This is a genomic window from Paraburkholderia phenazinium (assembly GCF_900100735.1).
Lineage (GTDB): Bacteria > Pseudomonadota > Gammaproteobacteria > Burkholderiales > Burkholderiaceae > Paraburkholderia > Paraburkholderia phenazinia.
Window position 1 is genome coordinate 223,843 of record NZ_FNCJ01000006.1, and the last position, 18,501, is coordinate 242,343.

Genomic DNA, 18,501 nt, shown 5'->3' on the forward strand with positions numbered 1-18,501 from the left:
CTTTGCTCGAACTGCCGCAGACGCCCTGCGGCAAAAACGCGCGCGGCCGGCTAAGCCGGCCTGCGCGTGACCGCATCAGCTTCGCGCCGCGCTTAACGCGGACGGAAGCCGTACAGGTCGCCGTCGTTCGTCTGCACCACCAGCGTATCGCCCGCCAGCACAGGCGCAGCGACAATCGCGCTGCCGTCGGTCGGCATGCGTGCGACAAACGTGCCGTCGTCACGCGACAGGAAATGCACGAAGCCCTGGTAGTCGCCCATCACCGCTGCATGGCCGAGCAGGAACGGTACGCTGACCTGACGGTTCTTCAGCTTGTCGTTGCTCCACAACTGGTTGCCGTTGGTTGCGTCAAATGCGCTCACCACCGACCAGTCGTCGCCACCCACCACCGTGTTTTCATCCTGGGCAACGCCGGTCGTGCTCGAGAACGCTTTTTCCCACAGCGGACGGCCCGAATTGGCGTCGAAGCAGCCAATCTGGCCCTGGAACGTCACGGCGCAGGTCTCGGCTCCCACCAGCGTCGGCGGGCCCGTCACGTCATTGATCCGCTCGACTTCCGTCACGCCCTTCGGATACGACACCGGCGTTTCCCAGAAGCTATCGCCGGTCTGCAGGTTGATTGCTGCAAACGAACCACCCGGGAAGCCCGCGAGCACCGCCTGGTCGCCTGCGAATGTCATGCCCGACGAGACGCGCAGGTTGAGCGGCACCGCGCGGTTGCGGTACACCCACTTCTGCTCGCCAGTCTGCGCGTTGAATGCGGTGATCTGCCCGTCGACCGTACGCACGATCACGTAGCCGTTGCCCACCAGCGGCGGCGAGATGATTTCGCCGGGCGCGGTGTTCTTCCACAGCAGCTTGCCGTCCTGGCCGAGCACATAAACTTCGCCCTTGAGCGCGCCGACCGCAGTCAGCGTGCCGTCGGTGCCCACGCCTGCCGACAGGTCGCTGCCGACCTTGATGCGCCAGATGTCCTTGCCCGTCTGAGCGTCGATCTTCGCGACCGAGCCGTTCGCGCCCGCGGCGTAGACCGCGTTGCCGAACGCCACCGGCGAGAACAGGTAGCGACCCGCTTTACCGACGCTGGACTTCCAGGCCTGCTGCACGTTCAGCACGGGTTTGAACTCGGTGAGCGGCGTCGGCTCGCGGCGCTCGTCCTTCGTGGATGAGCAAGCCGTCATGACGAGGACGGTCATCGCACAGGCAACGGGCACAGCGTAGCGTTTCAGCAGATTCATCGGTTGACGTTGCATTTAGGAAGATTAATCAAATAGGACTGGTTGAGCGTCACGCGACGGTCAACCGCCCAACGCGTCCAGCTTGAACTGGATCAACTGACGCGCGGATGTATCGGTTTTCGACAGCGAATCGAGTGCGAGCTGATAGGCGGCACGCGCGTCCGCACGCTTGCCTTGCGCTGCGAGCAGATCGCCGCGGCCATCTGCCACCACACCCTTGAACGCATCGGACTGCGGTTCGGCGAGCAGCGCCAGACCCTGGTCGTAGGCTTTGTCGTCAAGCAGCAGCGAGGCGAGACGCAGCTTTGCGATCTGCTTGAACTCGTCGTCCTTGGCGTGATCGATAGTCCATTGCAATTGGGCCTTGGCACCGGCTTCGTCGCCGGCGGCGTACAGCGCCTTGGCCGCCATCAGCGCTGTCATCTGCGCATAGGCGGTGCCGCCGAACTTGTCTTCCATGTCGCCGGCCACGCGGCTCACCTGAGCCTTGTCGCCGGCAGTGACCGCTTGTTGAACCTGGTCATACAGCACTGCGGCTTCCGCCGCCTGGTGCCGCTGCCAGTAATTCCAGCCGTTCCAGCTTGCGGACGCGACGAGCGCCACGAGCACGATCCATGTGGTGGAATTGCCCCACTGCGCCCACCATGCCTTCAGACCTTCAATCGATTCTTGTTCGTCGTGGTAACTCATCGCCCGGCGATTCCTTCTCTTTTATTACCTTGTATGGGTCGGACCTCACGGCCGACCGCATTGCGCTTCAGTCGTCGCCGTCTTCGGCGGATGCAACCATCGCATTGATTAGATATTCGGTCAAGTCTTCGGCCGGCACGTTCTGTTGCTCGCTCTTACCACCGTCCTGGCTGGCGTTGCGCAGCGGCTTCACGCCCACCGTGCCGTTGGCGATCTCGTCTTCGCCGAGGACGATCGCGAAGGCTGCACCGCTTGCGTCCGCCCGCTTCATCTGCGACTTGAAGCTTGCGGTCTGGCCGTCGGCGCTGCAATGCAGGATGACGTCGAGACCGGTATCGCGCAGCCGCTCGGCAATGATGAAGGCTTGTTCGCGCGCCGCGTCGCCCTGGTGGACCACGTAGACATCGCAACCTTCATCTTCCGGCACGAGGTTCTCTTCCTTCAGCAGTTCCAGGATACGCTCGATACCCATGGCCCAGCCGCAGGCCGCCGTCGGCTTGCCGCCCAGTTGCTCGATCAGCGGATCGTAACGACCGCCGGCCGCCACCGTGCCTTGCGCGCCCAGCTTGTCGGTCACCCATTCGAACACGGTCTGATTGTAATAATCGAGACCGCGCACGAGACGCGGGTTGATCGTGAACGGCAGGTTGTTCGCCTTCAGCAAACGCTGCAGTCCTTCGAAGTGGGCGCGCGATGCCTCGCCGAGGAAATCGATCAGCTTCGGTGCGTTCTGCGCGATCTCCTGCAGCGCCGGGTTCTTCGTATCCAGCACGCGCAGCGGGTTCGTGTAGAGACGGCGCTTCGCGTCTTCGTCCAGCACATCCATGTGCTTTTCCAGATACGCGATCAATTCGACCCGGTGTGCCGCGCGTTCTTCCGCGAGGCCCAGCGAATTGATTTCGAGACGAATGCCGGTCAAGCCGAGGTCGTCCCACAAACGCTGGCACATCATGATGATTTCAGCGTCGGTATCCGGGCCGGCAAAGCCGAGCGCCTCGACACCCACCTGATGGAACTGGCGATAGCGGCCGCGCTGCGGACGCTCGTGGCGGAACATCGGACCGATGTACCACAGACGTTTTGGACCGTCGTACAGCATGTTGTGTTCAATCGAAGCGCGCACAACCGCAGCGGTATTTTCCGGACGCATCGTCAGATTTTCACCGTTCAGCGCATCGGTAAAGCTGTACATCTCCTTCTCGACGATGTCCGTCACTTCACCGATACCGCGCGTGAACAGTTGCGTATGCTCGACGATCGGGGTGCGAATGTTCTGGTATCCGTAAGAACGGAGCATCGACTTGACGGTCGCTTCGAAAAACTCCCACAGCCCTGCTTCCTGCGGGAGGATGTCGTTCATGCCCTTCACACCGGACAATTTCTCGAGCTTTTTCTTCTGTTCAGTCATCTGTGTTCGCTTGATACTTCTCAGTTGAGCGCAGTCGCGCGGCCATAAGTGCGCTCGACATAGTCGCTCACGATTTGCTGGAATTCTTCGGCGATATGCTCGCCGCGCAGCGTCTTCACCTTCTCGCCGTCGATAAACACCGGCGCCGCCGGGTTCTCACCCGAGCCCGGCAGGCTGATGCCGATATTGGCCTGCTTCGATTCGCCCGGACCGTTGACGATGCAGCCCATCACGGCGACGTGCATCTTTTCGACGCCAGGATACTGGTCGCGCCACACCGGCATCTGCAGGCGCAGATAGGTCTGGATCTGCGAGGCGAGTTCCTGGAACAGCGTGCTGGTGGTGCGGCCGCAACCCGGGCACGCGATCACCATCGGCGTGAACGAGCGCAGGCCCATCGTCTGCAGGATTTCCTGACCGACGATCACTTCACCGGTACGCGGGCCACCCGGCTCCGGCGTGAGCGAAATACGGATGGTGTCGCCAATGCCTTGCTGCAGCAGCACCGACAACGCCGCCGTCGACGCGACGATACCTTTCGAACCCATACCGGCTTCGGTCAAACCGAGGTGCAGCGCAAATTCGCAACGGCGCGCGAGTTCGCGGTACACCGCGATCAGATCCTGCACGCCGCTCACCTTGCACGACAGGATGATCTTGTTGCGGCTCAAGCCCAGTTCCACCGCGCGTTCGGCCGAGCCGATCGCCGACTGGATCAGCGCTTCGTACATCACGCTCTGCGCTTCCCACGGCGTGGCACGCGCGGCGTTTTCGTCCATCATCTTCGCCAGAAGGTCCTGGTCGAGACTGCCCCAGTTCACGCCGATGCGCACCGGCTTATCGTACTGGATCGCGGCTTCGATCATCTGCGCGAACTGCGTGTCGCGCTTCGCGCCATGGCCGACGTTGCCCGGATTGATCCGGTACTTCGACAGGGCTTCCGCGCACGCGGGGTAATCACGCAGCAGCAGATGGCCGTTGTAGTGGAAGTCGCCCACCAGCGGCACCGATACGCCCATGCGGTCGAGCTGGTCGCGCACAGCCGGCACAGCCGCCGCAGCTTCCGGCGTATTGACCGTGATGCGTACCAGTTCCGAGCCGGCCTGGGCCAGTTCCTTGATCTGGATCGCGGTACCGATCGCGTCTGCGGTATCGGTATTGGTCATCGACTGCACGCGCACCGGCGCGTCGCCACCGATCGTCACCAGGTTGCCAGCCCAACGGACGTCGACAGCATGCGACTTGCGCCGCGCTGCCTGGCCGCCGAAAACCGGCTCGTTCGAACAAATCTGACTGCTGGATTGGGATTGAGCTTCGGAGTGCATCGAAAAACCCATTTACGCCGCATGCGCCAGGCACCGCGCACGCCGCATGAATTGAAAAAGCGCCGCTGCCCCATGGGCAGCGACGCATACCGTATTAAGGCAGCGTCAAGCGCGCCACATTGCCCTTGGCGGACGCATACTTCGCCGGATCGACCGGCTGGCCGTCGAGCGACATCGACTCGAGTCCCGCCTTGTTGCCGACCGTCACCTTGAAAGGCCCGACGCCGGAAATTTCCTTGCTTTCGCCGGCGTGCACGAGGCCGGAGAACAGTTCCTTGCCGTCATTCTGGCGCACGCTGAACCAGCTATCTTCGCTGACACGCACGGCGACGATCGATTCGCCAGCAGCCGCTTCGGTCGCGTCGGACGCGCCGTTGGCCGTCGTCGCCACGGCCGCCGCACTGGCGGCCTTCGTCGTGGCTGGGGCAGCAGTCTGCGCCGTTGCCTGCGCGTTTGCCTGGACCGCCGCTTGCGAACCCGCCTTCGGAGCCGCTGCAACCGGCGCCGCCGAACTCGCTACGTCAGCCGCCGGCAACGGAGTCGGCAGTTGCACAGCCGAGGCCGCGTTGTCCGTCGCCGCTTGCGTCTGATCCGGCGCCGATGCGCCAGACGCCGCCTCCTCGGCCACCGCTTCCGAGCCACCCGCCGGCGCCTGCGCCACTGCGCCTGACGCACCGCTCTGGTTGCCCGCACCGCTATTGGCGCTGGCTCGCAGGCGCGCCAGCCATGCCGACGAATCGCCGCCGTTGGTATGCCACATGCCCACCGCGATGACCGCCACGACCACCGCCGCGATACCCCACAACCATGAGCGATGCTTCTGAGTACCGCTGCCGCCCAGCGACAGCGAGACCTTGCCGCGCGGCAGATCCTTGCCCGACGATGCGGGCATCGACAGGTCCGGCTCCGGCACACCCTTTTCGCGGCGCAGCGCCTGCGTAAAAGGCGCCGGATCGGCGCCGAGCATCTTGGCGTAGCTACGCACCACGCCGAGCGCAAACGTGGTGTCCGGCAACTGGCTGATATCGCCCGCCTCGAGCGCACGCAGCTTGGCGGACGACACTTTCAAGCGGGCCGACACGTCGTCGACCGACCAGTTTTTCGATTCGCGGAGTTGCGTCAGTCGTGCCCCCACCGCCATCAGCGAGTCCAACCCTCCCTGCACAGCAGGCTGCACCACCGGCCGTGCGGCTGCGGGCGCCGGATGGCTCGTGTCGGTCCCTGTGTCCTGCGGGTGCGGGTGCTGCGGCTCACTCATCCCAAATCCTTTCGCGTCGATTCTTTTTCACTCTTACGAACCGCCGGGCAGCATGCCTCGAGCCGGTTGCGCAGACCGTTTATAACAAAATGTGCGGCCTCATGTGCCGCTTCCGATCGCTTCTGCAAACTTTCTTTTCAATACCGTGCGGCACGGCGGTTTTTTTCGCGCTTCGCTGCTTGACTGCTTCGCGATGCGCACTCCCCGCCGCCGGGCTCACACTGCGCGGACCTCGATCACCTTGGCCGCTTTGCCCATCCGTTCCGCGAGACGGGTGCGATCCTGCACTGCCCCCGCCAGTTGACCGCAGGCCGCGTCGATGTCGTCGCCGCGCGTCTTGCGCACCGTGGTAACAACGCCCGCATCCATCAACACCTGGGCAAACCGCTTGATCTGTTCCGGCTTCGAGCGAATCAGCCCAGACTCCGGGAACGGATTGAACGGGATCAGGTTGAATTTGCACGGTACGTCGCGCGTCACGGCGAGCAGCTCGCGCGCTTGCGCCTCGCTGTCGTTGACGCCGTCGAGCATGCAGTATTCAAACGTAATGAAATCGCGCGGCGCGACCTTCAGATAGCGCTGGCATGCCGCCATCAGTTCGCGCAGCGGATATTTCTTGTTGAGCGGCACCAGCATGTCGCGCAGCGGGTCCGTGGGCGCATGCAGCGAGACCGCCAGCGCCACCGGCAGATCCGCGCCGAGCCGGTCCATCATGGGCACCACACCCGAAGTGGACAGCGTCACGCGCCGGCGCGACAGGCCGTACGCGTTGTCGTCGAGCATCAGGCGCATGGCCGGCACGACCGCGTCGTAATTCAGAAGCGGCTCGCCCATGCCCATCATCACGACGTTCGTGACGACCCGCTCGCCCTTGCCTTCGCCTCCCACCGCCCGGCCGCCTGCGGCGCCACGCGAGGCGCGCAGCGCAAATTCGGCCATGCGGAGCTGACCGATGATTTCGGCCGTGGTGAGATTGCGTGAGAAACCTTGTTTGCCGGTGGAACAGAACCGGCAGTTGACCGCGCACCCGGCCTGCGACGACACGCACAGCGTGCCCCGCGTTTCTTCCGGGATGTAGACGGTTTCAACCGCGTTGCTGTTGCCGACGTCGATCAGCCACTTGCGTGTGCCGTCGCTGGAAATGTGGTCACTGACGATGCCCGGCATCGCGATGGTTGCGCGGCCCTTGAGCTTTTCGCGCAACGACTTCGCCAGATCGGTCATGCCGTCGAAGTCTGCAGCGTTGTACTGGTGAATCCAGCGCTGCAATTGCTTGGCGCGAAACGGTTTCTCGCCCAGGCTGTCGCAATATGCGACGAGCCCCTGGGCGTCCAGATCGAGAAGGTTGACGGTTGGACTGCTCGTCATATCGAATCCTGCCATTTCAGTGCGAGACTTTACGTTCATGCAACAAGCTGCATGAACGTATGTGCCGTTCGCGCCCGTTCCTGCTGCTTTACCTTACTACTTCGCCGAGTGCTTAGCGCGAGTAAACGTTGACTTCCGGGAAGAAGAACGCGATCTCGACCTTGGCGGTTTCCGGCGCGTCCGAACCGTGCACGGCGTTCGCGTCGATGCTGTCAGCGAAGTCAGCGCGGATCGTGCCCTTTTCTGCCTTCTTCGGATCCGTTGCGCCCATCAGGTCGCGATGCTTCAGGATAGCGTTTTCGCCTTCCAGCGCTTGCACGACCACCGGACCCGAGATCATGAAGTCCACGAGGTCCTTGAAGAACGGACGTGCAGCGTGCACAGCGTAGAACTTCTCTGCGTCAGCGCGCGACAGGTGGACCATGCGTGAAGCAATGATCTTCAGGCCAGCGTTTTCGAAACGGCTGTAGATCTGACCGATCACGTTCTTGGCCACTGCGTCCGGCTTGATAATCGACAGGGTGCGTTCGATCGCCATAAAAACTCCAGAAAATTAAGAGGTTACAGATTCAAATGAATCCGCTATTGTAGCATGTTCCGATGTATGATTGCGATTGAACCCTTTCAGCATTGAAAGACTCCAACGAAGAGTCTGTATTTGTCTGTAACAGGGTGCCGCCAGGGATTGAAACTCCTTAAGCCGACTCTAATCTTAGGGTTGTACAGTACAGATCAGATCAAGCGACCGGCGGCAAGTTTGCCGGCCGGCGCTGCATAAACCACGGCGAGTGAAGCGCCTGACGCAAGGAGAAACCATGAACGACCATCCCTATAGCTTCGGCCGCAATGGCGCGGTCAGCACGGCCGAAACCCGCAACCGCGTACTACGCAATACCTACTGGCTGCTGGCGCTTTCCATGGTGCCGACGGTGCTGGGCGCGTGGGTGGGCGTCGCTACGGGTTTCTCGCTGTTCGCCGCCACCAGCCCGGCCATGAGCATGCTGGCGTTCTTCGCCATTGCTTTCGGCTTCATGTTCGCCATCCAGCGCACCAAAGACAGTGCGGTCGGCGTGTTTGTGCTGCTCGGCTTTACGTTCTTCATGGGCCTGATGCTCTCGCGCATGCTGAGCTTCATCCTCGGCTTTTCGAACGGACCGTCGCTGATCATGATGGCGTTCGGCGGCACGGGGGTGATCTTCGCCGCCATGGCCACCATCGCCACGGTCAGCAAGCGTGACTTCTCGGGGCTCGGCAAGTGGCTGTTCATGGGCGTGATCGTGTTGATTCTCGCCTCGGTCGCGAACATCTTCCTGCACCTGCCGGCGCTGATGCTGACGGTGTCGGTGCTCGCCATCGTGATCTTCTCGGCGTACATGCTGTTCGACGTGCAGCGCGTCGTGAACGGCGGCGAAACGAACTACATCACGGCTACGCTGGCCATCTACCTGGACCTGTATAACGTGTTCGTGAACCTGCTGGCCCTGCTCGGCATCTTCGGCGGCAATCGCAACTAAGCGCGAATGCGCCAGCGCAATTCCGCGTGACCGCGCGGGCGCGCCGCCCGCATGAAAAAATGCCCATGACGGATTAACCGTGATGGGCATTTTCTTTTGGGCGCTCGCGACCGCCGCGTCCCGATCAAAACGTCAAAGGTTCAACCAGTCGAAGCCGTCATCCTGCGACGCCACCACCACCTCGGTGGCCGCCGCACCCAGCACGCCCGCCATGGCGGCCCGCGCGAGCTCCGGGGAATTGTTCTGCTGGCTCAAGTGCGCCGCGACCAGATGACGCAAGCGCGAGCGATCGAGTGAAGCCAGGATTTCAGCCGCCGCCTCGTTGTTCAGGTGACCATGGTTACCGCCGATGCGCGCCTTCAGCGATTGCGGATAGCGGCTCGCCGCCAGCATCCGCACGTCGTGATTGCATTCGAGCACAAGCGCGTCGCACCCGCTCAGCACCGCGCTGATGTGCGGCGTCGAAGTGCCGACGTCGGTCAGCACGCCCAGCCGGCTGGCGCCATCGGACATCACATATTGCAAAGGCTCACGGGCGTCGTGCGGGACGGTGTAGGGCAACACGCTCAGGTCGCCGATCGCGACCGCTTCGTCGCCCCACAACACGTGCAGGTCGACGCCGGCCTCGTCGGCGCCCACCGCGCGCGCCGTGCCCCAGCTCATGTACAGCGGAATCGACCACTTGCGCGCCAGCGTCAAGGCGCTGCCGATGTGGTCGCTGTGTTCGTGGGTGATGAGAATGGCGTCGAGACCCTCGACGCCCGAGCCGAGCCGCCCGAGACGGCGTTCGACTTCTTTTGCCGAGAAGCCGCAGTCGAGCAATACGCGCGTGATGGTCGCGCCGCTTTGCACTTCCACGAGCAAAGCATTGCCTTCACTGCCGCTTCCCAGGCTGGCGAACCGCACGGTTCGCCTTAGTTCAACTGCGCGTGCAGCAGCGAAACGATGTGCTGCGCGTCCGACGAGGTATCCACCTGACCGTTGGCGTCGACCACCGCCACCTGGGTCAGCGCGTCGCCCTTCGAGCGCACGTTGACGAGGAATTCCTGCGCCGGCTTCTTCGAGCTGCCGCTGTAGAACAGCTTGCCGAACAGACCTTCCTTCTTCAGCTCTTGCATCGTGTCCGCGTAGCGCACGTAGTAGATGCCCTTCTCGCGATCGCGGTTGTCGACAGCAAAGTTGGTGCGGTCAAGCGCCAGGCCCACGCGCAGCCAGGCACGGTCGAACGATTCCTGCAGGTCGAGCGTCGCGGCACCCGCAGCCATGTCCACCGTAACCGGCGCGGTAGCCGGGGTGGCATCAGTCAGCAGTTGCTTCGCCTGGGCGTCAGTCAGGCCAAACTTCTCCATCAGCTTGGCAAGGAACAGCGCTTCCAGCGCCGGATCGCGCGGACGCTCCACCCAGCGCGACGAGGTCTTGTCCTGGCCCGTCAGCATTTCTTCCATTTGACTATGGGTGATCGAAATGTCAGTGGCGTCGTTCGGACCGCGCGAAACCAGCGTACGGAAGCTGTCACGGGTTCCCGTCGAGTAAGCGAAATCGACCACCTTGCCGATCGTGCGGCGGAACCAGTCATCCGGAATCTTGGCGCGGTTCTCAGCCCAGTCCGTCGACATGATGCCGGTGGTAGGCGCGTCGGTCTTCAGCACAAAGCCGTTGTCCTGCCAGAACTCCTGCAACTGGGGCCACAACTGCTGGGGCGTGCGGCCGTCGACAACTAGCCAGCGGCGGTCGCCGTCGCGTTCGATGTGCATGCCGAGCGGGTCTTGCGCGTTAGGCACGCCTTCGGTTGCGTTGCCGGCGGCCGTAACAGCACGCGTGGGCGAGCCACCCAGGGCCAGGTTAGCCGGCGGAGAGACATACTTCTGCTGGGTCGGCGCAGCTTGCAGGTCGCTCGGCACGTTGAGCGGCGGTGCGATGGCCGTGGCCTTGTAATTGACGCGATCGGGAGCCAACCAGTCGTTCAGCGTGTCACAGCCGGCGAGCGTCACCAAGGCAAGCGCCAGCGCCGCCATGCGGGTTGCGTGGAGGGAGATTGCGGAACGTTTCATGAGGTCCTTCGTGAAGCTGGAACGCGGTGCCTGGTTCAATGCCGGGAACGCGGGCGATATCGACGTCGGTTAAAAAAATGCCGGTGACGGGCTGCTTAGTGCCGAAACCACTCAGCCAAGCAGGCCCGCTTCGCGCAGCGCCGCACGCACCACTTCGTGGTAACGCGCATCGAGCGGGGTGAGCGGCAAGCGGATTCCGCCTTGCACGCGCCCCAGTTGCTGCAATGCCCACTTTGCCGGAATCGGGTTCGACTCGATGAAGAGGTTCTTATGCAGCGACAGGAGTTTCAGGTGAATCTCACGCGCGGTTTTCGCGTCGGCCGCGAGAGCAGCCTTGCACAGCTCGCTCATGGCGCGCGGTGCAACGTTCGCAGTCACGGAAATATTGCCGTGGCCACCCAGCAGCATCAAGGCGATCGCAGTCGGATCGTCGCCGCTGTAAATGCCGAAGTGCGCCGGCGCCGACTTGATCAGGTGCGCCGCGCGGTCGATATTGCCCGTCGCTTCCTTCACGCCCACGATGCCCGGCACCTGCGCGCAGCGCAGGATGGTTTCGTTAGACATATCCGCGACCGTGCGGCCGGGGACGTTGTACAGGATCACCGGCAGATCCACCGTTTCGGCGATCTTGGCGAAATGGCGGTAGATGCCTTCCTGCGTCGGCTTGTTGTAGTACGGCACCACTTGCAGCGTCGCGTCGGCGCCGACCTGCCTGGCCTGCTGGGTCAGCTCGATCGCCTCGGTCGTGGAGTTGCCACCCGAGCCGGCGATCACCGGAATGCGGCCGGCCGTGTGCTCGACGGCGGTCTTGACCATCAGCACGTGCTCTTCAACCGACAAGGTGGCCGATTCGCCGCTGGTGCCGACCACGACGAGCGCGTTCGTACCCTCTTCGATATGCCAGTCGATCAGTTTGCGGAACGCCGGCAGATCGAGGCTGCCGTCTTCGAGCATGGGGGTGATGATGGCAGGCATGCTGCCGCGAAACTGAGGGCCGTTATCGAGGGTGCCGCTTTGAGTACCGTTGGTCATGAAACGCCATGAATTTAATCAGTAAACCGCGATTGTAGCGGATTAGCCAGCCAGTTCGTAACAAGGCGGGGGCGGCACCTGCAAGTCAACCCGCATGTCGCCTCGTACGTCACCGGAGGCTGGCTCCGCCTCCAGAATTGCGCAAATCCGCTGGATGTAAGCCGGGCGCGGCTGCGCAAGAAAACCATTTTGAAATGCGACCACCCGCAGACGCGGGCGTACGACGTCGAGCAACTCCCCCGGCGCCAGCAGGAACGTCGGGTTGGACGGCTTGCCGACGGTTTGGTTGCCGTGCGCGAAGGTTTCGTAAATCAACACGCCGGCAGGCGCAAGCGCCGCGAGCAAGCGCGGGAACAACGGGCGATGCAGGTAGTTCGTCACCACCACCGCGGCGAATTTTGCACCGTCCGGCAGCGGCCAGGGCGCGCCTTCGAGATCGGCCACCTGCGTCGTGATTTGGGGCTCGTCTCGCATAGTGGCGAGCGCTGCCGCATCGCGATCGAGCGCGGTCACCGGATGGCCGTGCGCGGCGAACCAGCGCGCGTGCCGCCCGCCACCTGACGCCACGTCGAGCACCGCGCCGCCGGGCGCCACCAGATGGGTCCAGTGGCGCACCCAGCGCGACGGCTCGCCGAGCGGCGCGTGGCCCGCCGCGGGGACTGTGGCAGCGGTTGAAACGGCGGATGCGGGTTCGCTCATGGCCTGCGCAAAACGGTGCGCGCGGTTCGTGCCGCGCGCGTCAGATACAACGACGCCCTCAATTGTACGAGAGGCCCATCGCCTCGCGCACATCGCGCATCGTTTCGGTGGCGAACTTGCGGGCCTTGTCGCAGCCGTCGGCGGCGATGGCGCGCAGCAGGGACGGATCGTCCATGTACTTCTGGGCGCGCTCGAGCATCGGCTGCTGTTCGCGCAGGATGCCTTCGATCACCGGCTGCTTGCACTCGAGGCAACCAATGCCGGCCGAGCGGCAGCCCTTTTGCACCCACTCATGGGTGGTTTCGTCCGTGTAGACCTGATGCAGCTGCCACACCGGGCACTTGTCCGGATCGCCCGGATCGGTGCGGCGCACGCGCGCCGGGTCGGTCGGCATGGTGCGGACTTTCTTGGTGATGGTCTCCGCGTCTTCGCGCAGGCCGATCGTGTTGCCGTAAGACTTCGACATCTTCTGGCCATCGAGACCCGGCATACGCGACGCTTCGGTCAGCATGGCTTGCGGCTCGACCAGGATGATCTTGCGCGAACCTTCGAGGTAACCGAACAGGCGCTCGCGGTCGTTCAGCGACAGGCTTTGCGACTCCTGCAGCATGGCACGGGCCTGTTCGAGCGCCTCGTCGTCGCCTTCCTGCTGGTAAGCGTTGCGCAGTTCGTGATACAGCTTCGAGCGCTTGCCGCCGAGCTTCTTCGCCGCTTCGTTGGCCTTCTCTTCGAAGCCCGGCTCGCGGCCGTAGAGGTAGTTGAAGCGGCGGGCGATTTCGCGCGTCATCTCGACGTGCGGCACCTGGTCTTCACCGACCGGCACCAGCGAGCCGCGATACAGCAGAATGTCCGCCGCCATCAGCACCGGATAGCCGAGGAAGCCGTAGGTGGACAGGTCCTTGTCCTTCAGCTTCTCCATTTGCTCCTTGTAGGTCGGCACGCGTTCGAGCCAACCCAACGGCGTGCTCATGCCGAGCAGCAGCGCCAGTTCCGCATGTTCCGGCACCTTGCTCTGGATGAAGAGCGTGGCCTGCGCCGGATCGATGCCCGAGGCGAGCCAGTCGATCAGCACTTCCCAGACGTTCTTTTCGATGACCTCGGGCGTTTCGTAGTGGGTCGTGAGCGCGTGCCAGTCGACCACGCAGAAAAAGCACGGATATTCGGACTGCAGCCGGACCCAGTTTTTCAGCACACCGTGATAGTGGCCAAGGTGCAGGGAGCCGGTAGGCCGCATGCCGGAGAAGATACGGTCAGGGAACATGGTTTTATTGAAAGAGCGATGCAAGAGGGGTCAGGATGGCGGTCACAGCGTCATATCCGAGGCTCACGAGCGGGCTCAGCCAGAAGCGGGTCAAGAGGCCGGTCATCACCAGCGCCATCACGATAAAGAAACCATACGGCTCGAGACGCGACAGCGCAATCGCCTGACGCGGCGGCAGCAGCGCGGTCAGGACACGCCCGCCGTCGAGCGGCGGCAACGGAAACAGGTTGATCACGCCCAGCACCAGATTGACGCCCACGCCGGCCACCGCCATGCGCGTGAAGAACGGCTCTTCGACGCCGAGCACCGCCAGCGCGACGCTCACCACGCCCCACACCAGCGCCTGGATAAAATTGCACATCGGGCCGGCGAGCGCCACCCACAGGCTGCCCCAGCGCGGATTACGCAGATTGCCGAACGCCACCGGCACCGGTTTCGCGTAACCGAACATGAATGCGCCGCTGGTGGCGAAGTAGAGCAGCAGCGGAATCGCGATGGTGCCGAGCGGGTCGATATGGCGCATCGGATTGAACGACACGCGGCCAAGCGCGTAAGCGGTATTGTCGCCGAGCAGGCGCGCCACGTAGCCGTGGGCGGCTTCGTGCAGCGTGATGGCGAAAATCACCGGCAAGGCGTAGACCGCGACGGTCTGTATCAGGGAGGAGTCCATAGCCAGCTATTGTAACAACGCCATTGCCTGCGTCTGTCCGCTTTCGCTCGTGCGGGCTCCAATGTGGACTTCGAGATGGGCTCGGACGTCGACCCTCATGCCGGCTGCTCAAGCCCAAACGGCGCCAGGCTGCCGCGCCCTGCCCGCACCAGCACCGGCTGCGGACCGGTCAGATCGATCACCGTCGACGGCTCCCACGGGCATGCGCCGCTATCGATCACCAGATCGACCTGCTTTTCGAGGCGCGCGCGAATTTCTTCCGCGTCGTTCAGCGGCTGGGTCTCGCCCGGCATGATCAGGGTCGAGCCGAGCAGCGGCTGGCCGAGTTCCTCGAGGATCGCAAGCGTGATGGCGTGATCCGGCACCCGCAGTCCGATGGTCTTGCGCGACGGATGCGACAGGCGCCGCGGCACCTCTTTGGTGGCCTCGAGCACGAATACGTACGGACCCGGCGTGACCGATTTGATCAGGCGGTACTGACGGTTGTCGACCATCGCGAAGTTTGCCAGCTCGGACAGGTCGCGCACCAGCAACGACAGCAATTGACGCTCATCGAGTCCGCGAATCCGCCTCAGACGCTCGACCGCGGCCTTGTCGTCGAGATGGCAGGCGAGCGCATAGCTCGAATCGGTCGGCAGCGCGACCACGCCGCCGTCATTGATGATCTGTGCGGCCTGTTTGACGAGGCGCGGCTGCGGGTTATCCGGATGGAGCCGAAAGAATTGGGACATGGTTGTTATTAGGAGAGTCGAAGCGGCCGGAAGGCCTCTTACCGCAACCGCGTCAGGCGCGGCCAACAAGGCAAACGCCAAGGCACACACCAGGCACATGCGGCAGCAAACACTACTTCAAACGCAGCGCACGCGCCACGCGTGCCACCGCGGCGCAGCATGCCCTTACAACCAGCGTTCCCAGACGGGTTTCAAGTCTGACGGCAAGGGCGGCAAGCTACCGAGATCGACCCGGCCCTCGCCCGCCGCATGGAAATCGGAGCCGCGCGAGGCCTCGAAACCGAAGCGGCGCGCGACGTCCGCATATTCGCGGTACTGGTCCGGCGTGTGGCTGCCGGTCACCACTTCGATGGCCTTGCCGCCGAGATCGATGAACTCGCCGAACAACGCGTCGAATTCCAACGGGGTGTAGTCGTAGCGCCCCGGATGGGCGATCACGGCTTCGCCGCCCGCCGCCTGGATCCAGCGGACGGCGTCCGCGAGCCTGGACCAGCGATGCGCGATATACCCCGGCTTGCCGTCACCCAGATAGCGTGTGAACACGTCCTGGGTCGACTTCGCGTAGCCGCTCTCCACCATGAAGCGCGCGAAATGGGTACGCGAGATCATGTCCGGGTTCGATACGTACTTCAGCGCGCCCTCGTAGGCGTTCGGCACGCCGAGCGTTTCGAGCAGTTCGCCGATCGCCTCGGCACGCGCGGCGCGGCCGTTACGGGTACGTGCGAGGCCGTCGATCAGCGTCTGGCAGGCTGGATCGACATGCAAGCCGACGATGTGCACCGTGCGCGCCGCCCACGTCACCGAGATTTCCACGCCGCTCAGGTAGCGCATGCCGAGTTCCTCGGCAGTCTGGCGGGCTTCCGCCTGACCGCCCAGCTCGTCGTGATCGGTCAGCGCCCACAAGGTGACGCCGCCGGCGTGCGCGCGGCGCGCGACGTCAGCAGGAGCAAGCTGGCCATCGGAAACGGTGGAATGACAGTGCAGGTCGGCGTTCATCGGTGTCTTAAAAGGGTTCTGCAGTCATTTTACTGCAATGCAGAAAGCCCAGCAGACGATTCGCTGACACACAACTCTTTGCGAAAAACTGGCCAACTGCAAAATGTTATGCGCAAAACGCCTCGATCAGCGCAGCAACCTGCTCCGGCTGATCGTGGTGGACCATATGCCCTGCGTCGTCGATGATCTTTTCGCGCCAATCGGGAAATGCGCTGAAGCGCGCCTTGAATTCGGCGAGCGGCACTTCACCGGCAATCTGCGCGAGCGTCGGCGAAGCGGCGGCCTCGACGTGCAGCACCTTGGCGCGCACCTGCGACCAGACCGCCATGATTTCGTCGAGGCGGTACAGGAGCGGGCTGCGCAGCTTGTGGGCCGGGTCGGCCAGCAGCATGAAGCCGCCCTCGCCGTCCGGCTTCGACCAGTGCTCGGCCAGAAAGCGTGCACGTTGCGGCGCGAGGCGCGGATTGGTCTTCGTCAGGCGGGCCGCCACCTCGTCGAGCGATCCGTAATGCTTCAGGCGCGGCGGCTCGCGCAGCTCGTCGAGCCAGCTGCGTAGACGCTTCGGCGACTGGCTCGCTTTGGCGGCAGCGAGGCCGAAACCCTCCAGATCCACGACCCGGCGAACCCGCTCCGGACGCGCCCCGGCGTACAGGCACACCACGTTCGCACCCATGCTGTGCCCGACCAGATTCACTTCGCCGCTCGGGGCGTAATGATCGAGCAGCGCATCGAGGTCCGCCACGTACTCCTGAAACCAATAGCTGCCGCCGCCGCGCTCGGCCACCGGCCAGTCGGACAGCCCAAAACCGCGCGCATCCGGGGCGATCACCTGCCAGTCGCCGCCGAGCGCATCGACCACGAACTGAAACGACGCCGCCACGTCCATCCAGCCGTGCAGCATGAACAGCGCCGGAGCGCCCGGATTGCCCCAGCGCCGCACGTGCAGGCGCACACCGCGCACGGAGATGAAATCGGACTCTGAAGTGTTCATAAGCAAGCCGCACCTGAAAAAAGAATGGTCGTTCGATTATAACGAGATAGTCAGCGCGCATCGAGCGACAGTTCAAACGGCGGCGGGGGTGGCGGCTCTCGCGGCGGCTCAGGCACTAACTCAAGCAGTAACTCGAGCGGCAGTTCTAGCGACAACTCAAGCAGCCGGCGGCTCCGACTCGGCTGCGGCGAGTCCGGCGAGCGCGGCCAGTTCAGCCTCGTCGAAACCGACGTCGCGGCGGGCCTCGAAATTGAACGGACCACGCAATTTCGGCGCGTGATACTGATCGGCGAGTTGCGTGTACGTGGTGTGCGGATCGAGACCGCCCTGCTCGCACAGATAGCGAAACCAGCGGTTACCGATCAACACGTGGCCGATCTCGTCGCGCAGGATCACGTCGAGAATTGCTGCCGAGGCGTGATCGCCGGCCTGCTGCAGGCGTGCACGGATCGGCGGCGAGGCGTCGAGACCGCGCGCCTCCAGCGTGCGCGGCACCAAGGCCATACGCGCCAGCACGTCGCCGCGGGTACGTTCGCACATATCCCATAGGCCGTCGTGGGCAGGAAAATCGCCGTACGCATGACCGAATTCGGCGAGCCGCACGACCAGTAGCGAGAAATGGTGGGCTTCCTCCGCCGCCACTTTGAGCCAGTCGGCGTAGAACGCGGTAGGCATGCCGCTAAAGCGCCAGACCGCGTCGAGGGCGAGATTGATTGCGTTGAACTCGATATGCGCCAGCGCGTGCAACAGCACCGCACGCCCTTCTGCGGACTGCATGCCGCGGCGGCCGAGTTTGCGCGGCTCCACCAACTCCGGCCGCTCCGGGCGTCCCGGCAAATCGGCCGGCTCCTGGATCGGCGCGGCCGGCGCGTAAACTGCGTTACCGTGCAGTGCGTCTGCGTACAAGGCTCGCACGGCGGCGGCCTTAGTCAGCGGATCGCGCTCGCGCAGCGCTTCCAGCGCCTCGGTGCGGGCGCAGCGCGATGGGTGGGAAACAACGGGAACGGCGGAATTCATTGTGTCGAAATGGGCAAGCAACGGGGAAAGGATCGAAAGCCGGGACGCGAAACAGCGCAACCCAGGCAGCAGGTTAACCAGCACGCATACGCAGGACCTGTAGTGGCAGGGCAACCTGCGCAGCGCGCCACGCGGCGCGTTCGAGCGGCCCCGCTACACAACCGTTTACAATACGCCATTCAAGCATACGGCGCGGCGTCTGCGCTGCCGTCACGCCCGCCAGCGGCGGCGCGGCGACCGATCAGCAACCAT

18 protein-coding genes are annotated in these 18,501 nt (G+C 63.7%); 1 reads left to right on the forward strand and 17 read right to left on the reverse strand.

Annotated elements, in window-relative coordinates:
• Positions 1–92: 92 nt before the first annotated feature.
• The 7 genes from bamB to ndk form a co-directional block, all read right to left on the reverse strand.
• Positions 93–1,238, reverse strand: coding sequence for an outer membrane protein assembly factor BamB (gene bamB, locus BLQ92_RS16055; protein ID WP_090685519.1), 1,146 nt, complete (start codon positions 1,236–1,238; stop codon positions 93–95).
• Between the two features lie 60 nt (positions 1,239–1,298).
• Positions 1,299–1,928 carry a tetratricopeptide repeat protein gene (locus BLQ92_RS16060; protein WP_090685520.1) on the reverse strand — a complete coding sequence of 210 codons (630 nt, stop codon included), beginning with the start codon at positions 1,926–1,928 and terminating at the stop codon, positions 1,299–1,301.
• Between the two features lie 67 nt (positions 1,929–1,995).
• Positions 1,996–3,336, reverse strand: coding sequence for a histidine--tRNA ligase (hisS, locus tag BLQ92_RS16065; RefSeq protein WP_090685521.1), 1,341 nt, complete (start codon positions 3,334–3,336; stop codon positions 1,996–1,998).
• A gap of 20 nt (positions 3,337–3,356) precedes the next feature.
• A complete protein-coding gene (gene ispG / locus BLQ92_RS16070; RefSeq protein ID WP_090685522.1) occupies positions 3,357–4,673 on the reverse strand; it encodes a flavodoxin-dependent (E)-4-hydroxy-3-methylbut-2-enyl-diphosphate synthase in 1,317 nt (438 codons plus the stop codon).
• A gap of 82 nt (positions 4,674–4,755) precedes the next feature.
• Positions 4,756–5,919 (reverse strand): helix-turn-helix domain-containing protein, encoded by a 1,164-nt coding sequence (locus BLQ92_RS16075; protein WP_090685523.1) that lies wholly within the window; start codon positions 5,917–5,919, stop codon positions 4,756–4,758.
• 216 nt (positions 5,920–6,135) lie between these two features.
• Entirely contained in the window at positions 6,136–7,287 is a 1,152-nt protein-coding gene (gene rlmN, locus BLQ92_RS16080) for a dual-specificity RNA methyltransferase RlmN (RefSeq protein ID WP_090685665.1), read from the reverse strand.
• 112 nt (positions 7,288–7,399) lie between these two features.
• Entirely contained in the window at positions 7,400–7,825 is a 426-nt protein-coding gene (gene ndk, locus BLQ92_RS16085) for a nucleoside-diphosphate kinase (RefSeq protein WP_074264186.1), read from the reverse strand.
• 277 nt (positions 7,826–8,102) lie between these two features.
• On the opposite strand from ndk, the gene BLQ92_RS16090 reads away from it, so the two are divergent.
• Entirely contained in the window at positions 8,103–8,801 is a 699-nt protein-coding gene (locus tag BLQ92_RS16090; RefSeq protein WP_090685524.1) for a Bax inhibitor-1/YccA family protein, read from the forward strand.
• Between the two features lie 132 nt (positions 8,802–8,933).
• Here the strand turns inward: BLQ92_RS16090 and BLQ92_RS16095 are convergent, their stop codons facing one another.
• The 10 genes from BLQ92_RS16095 to BLQ92_RS16140 all read right to left on the reverse strand — a co-directional run bounded on the left by BLQ92_RS16095 (position 8,934) and on the right by BLQ92_RS16140 (position 18,249).
• The gene (locus BLQ92_RS16095; protein WP_090685525.1) at positions 8,934–9,707 is read right to left on the reverse strand and encodes an MBL fold metallo-hydrolase; all 774 of its coding nucleotides are present in this window, start codon (positions 9,705–9,707) and stop codon (positions 8,934–8,936) included.
• Between the two features lie 8 nt (positions 9,708–9,715).
• On the reverse strand, positions 9,716–10,852 hold the full coding sequence (gene bamC, locus BLQ92_RS16100; protein WP_090685526.1) for an outer membrane protein assembly factor BamC: 1,137 nt from the start codon (positions 10,850–10,852) through the stop codon (positions 9,716–9,718).
• Between the two features lie 111 nt (positions 10,853–10,963).
• Entirely contained in the window at positions 10,964–11,884 is a 921-nt protein-coding gene (dapA, locus tag BLQ92_RS16105) for a 4-hydroxy-tetrahydrodipicolinate synthase (RefSeq protein ID WP_090685527.1), read from the reverse strand.
• Between the two features lie 42 nt (positions 11,885–11,926).
• Positions 11,927–12,583, reverse strand: a complete 657-nt coding sequence (locus tag BLQ92_RS16110; protein WP_090685528.1) for a class I SAM-dependent methyltransferase — start codon at positions 12,581–12,583, stop codon at positions 11,927–11,929.
• Between the two features lie 58 nt (positions 12,584–12,641).
• Positions 12,642–13,844: a tryptophan--tRNA ligase gene (locus tag BLQ92_RS16115; RefSeq protein ID WP_090685529.1), complete on the reverse strand. Its 1,203-nt coding sequence runs from the start codon at positions 13,842–13,844 to the stop codon at positions 12,642–12,644.
• A 4-nt stretch (positions 13,845–13,848) separates the two neighbouring features.
• On the reverse strand, positions 13,849–14,514 hold the full coding sequence (locus BLQ92_RS16120; protein ID WP_090685530.1) for a site-2 protease family protein: 666 nt from the start codon (positions 14,512–14,514) through the stop codon (positions 13,849–13,851).
• Positions 14,515–14,609: 95 nt separating this feature from the next.
• Positions 14,610–15,245, reverse strand: coding sequence for an L-threonylcarbamoyladenylate synthase (locus tag BLQ92_RS16125; RefSeq protein ID WP_090685531.1), 636 nt, complete (start codon positions 15,243–15,245; stop codon positions 14,610–14,612).
• A 165-nt stretch (positions 15,246–15,410) separates the two neighbouring features.
• Positions 15,411–16,241: a 3',5'-nucleoside bisphosphate phosphatase gene (locus tag BLQ92_RS16130; protein ID WP_090685532.1), complete on the reverse strand. Its 831-nt coding sequence runs from the start codon at positions 16,239–16,241 to the stop codon at positions 15,411–15,413.
• Positions 16,242–16,347: 106 nt separating this feature from the next.
• On the reverse strand, positions 16,348–17,232 hold the full coding sequence (locus BLQ92_RS16135; RefSeq protein WP_090685533.1) for an alpha/beta fold hydrolase: 885 nt from the start codon (positions 17,230–17,232) through the stop codon (positions 16,348–16,350).
• A 156-nt stretch (positions 17,233–17,388) separates the two neighbouring features.
• The gene (locus BLQ92_RS16140) at positions 17,389–18,249 is read right to left on the reverse strand and encodes a ferritin-like domain-containing protein (protein ID WP_090685534.1); all 861 of its coding nucleotides are present in this window, start codon (positions 18,247–18,249) and stop codon (positions 17,389–17,391) included.
• Positions 18,250–18,501 lie beyond the last annotated feature (252 nt).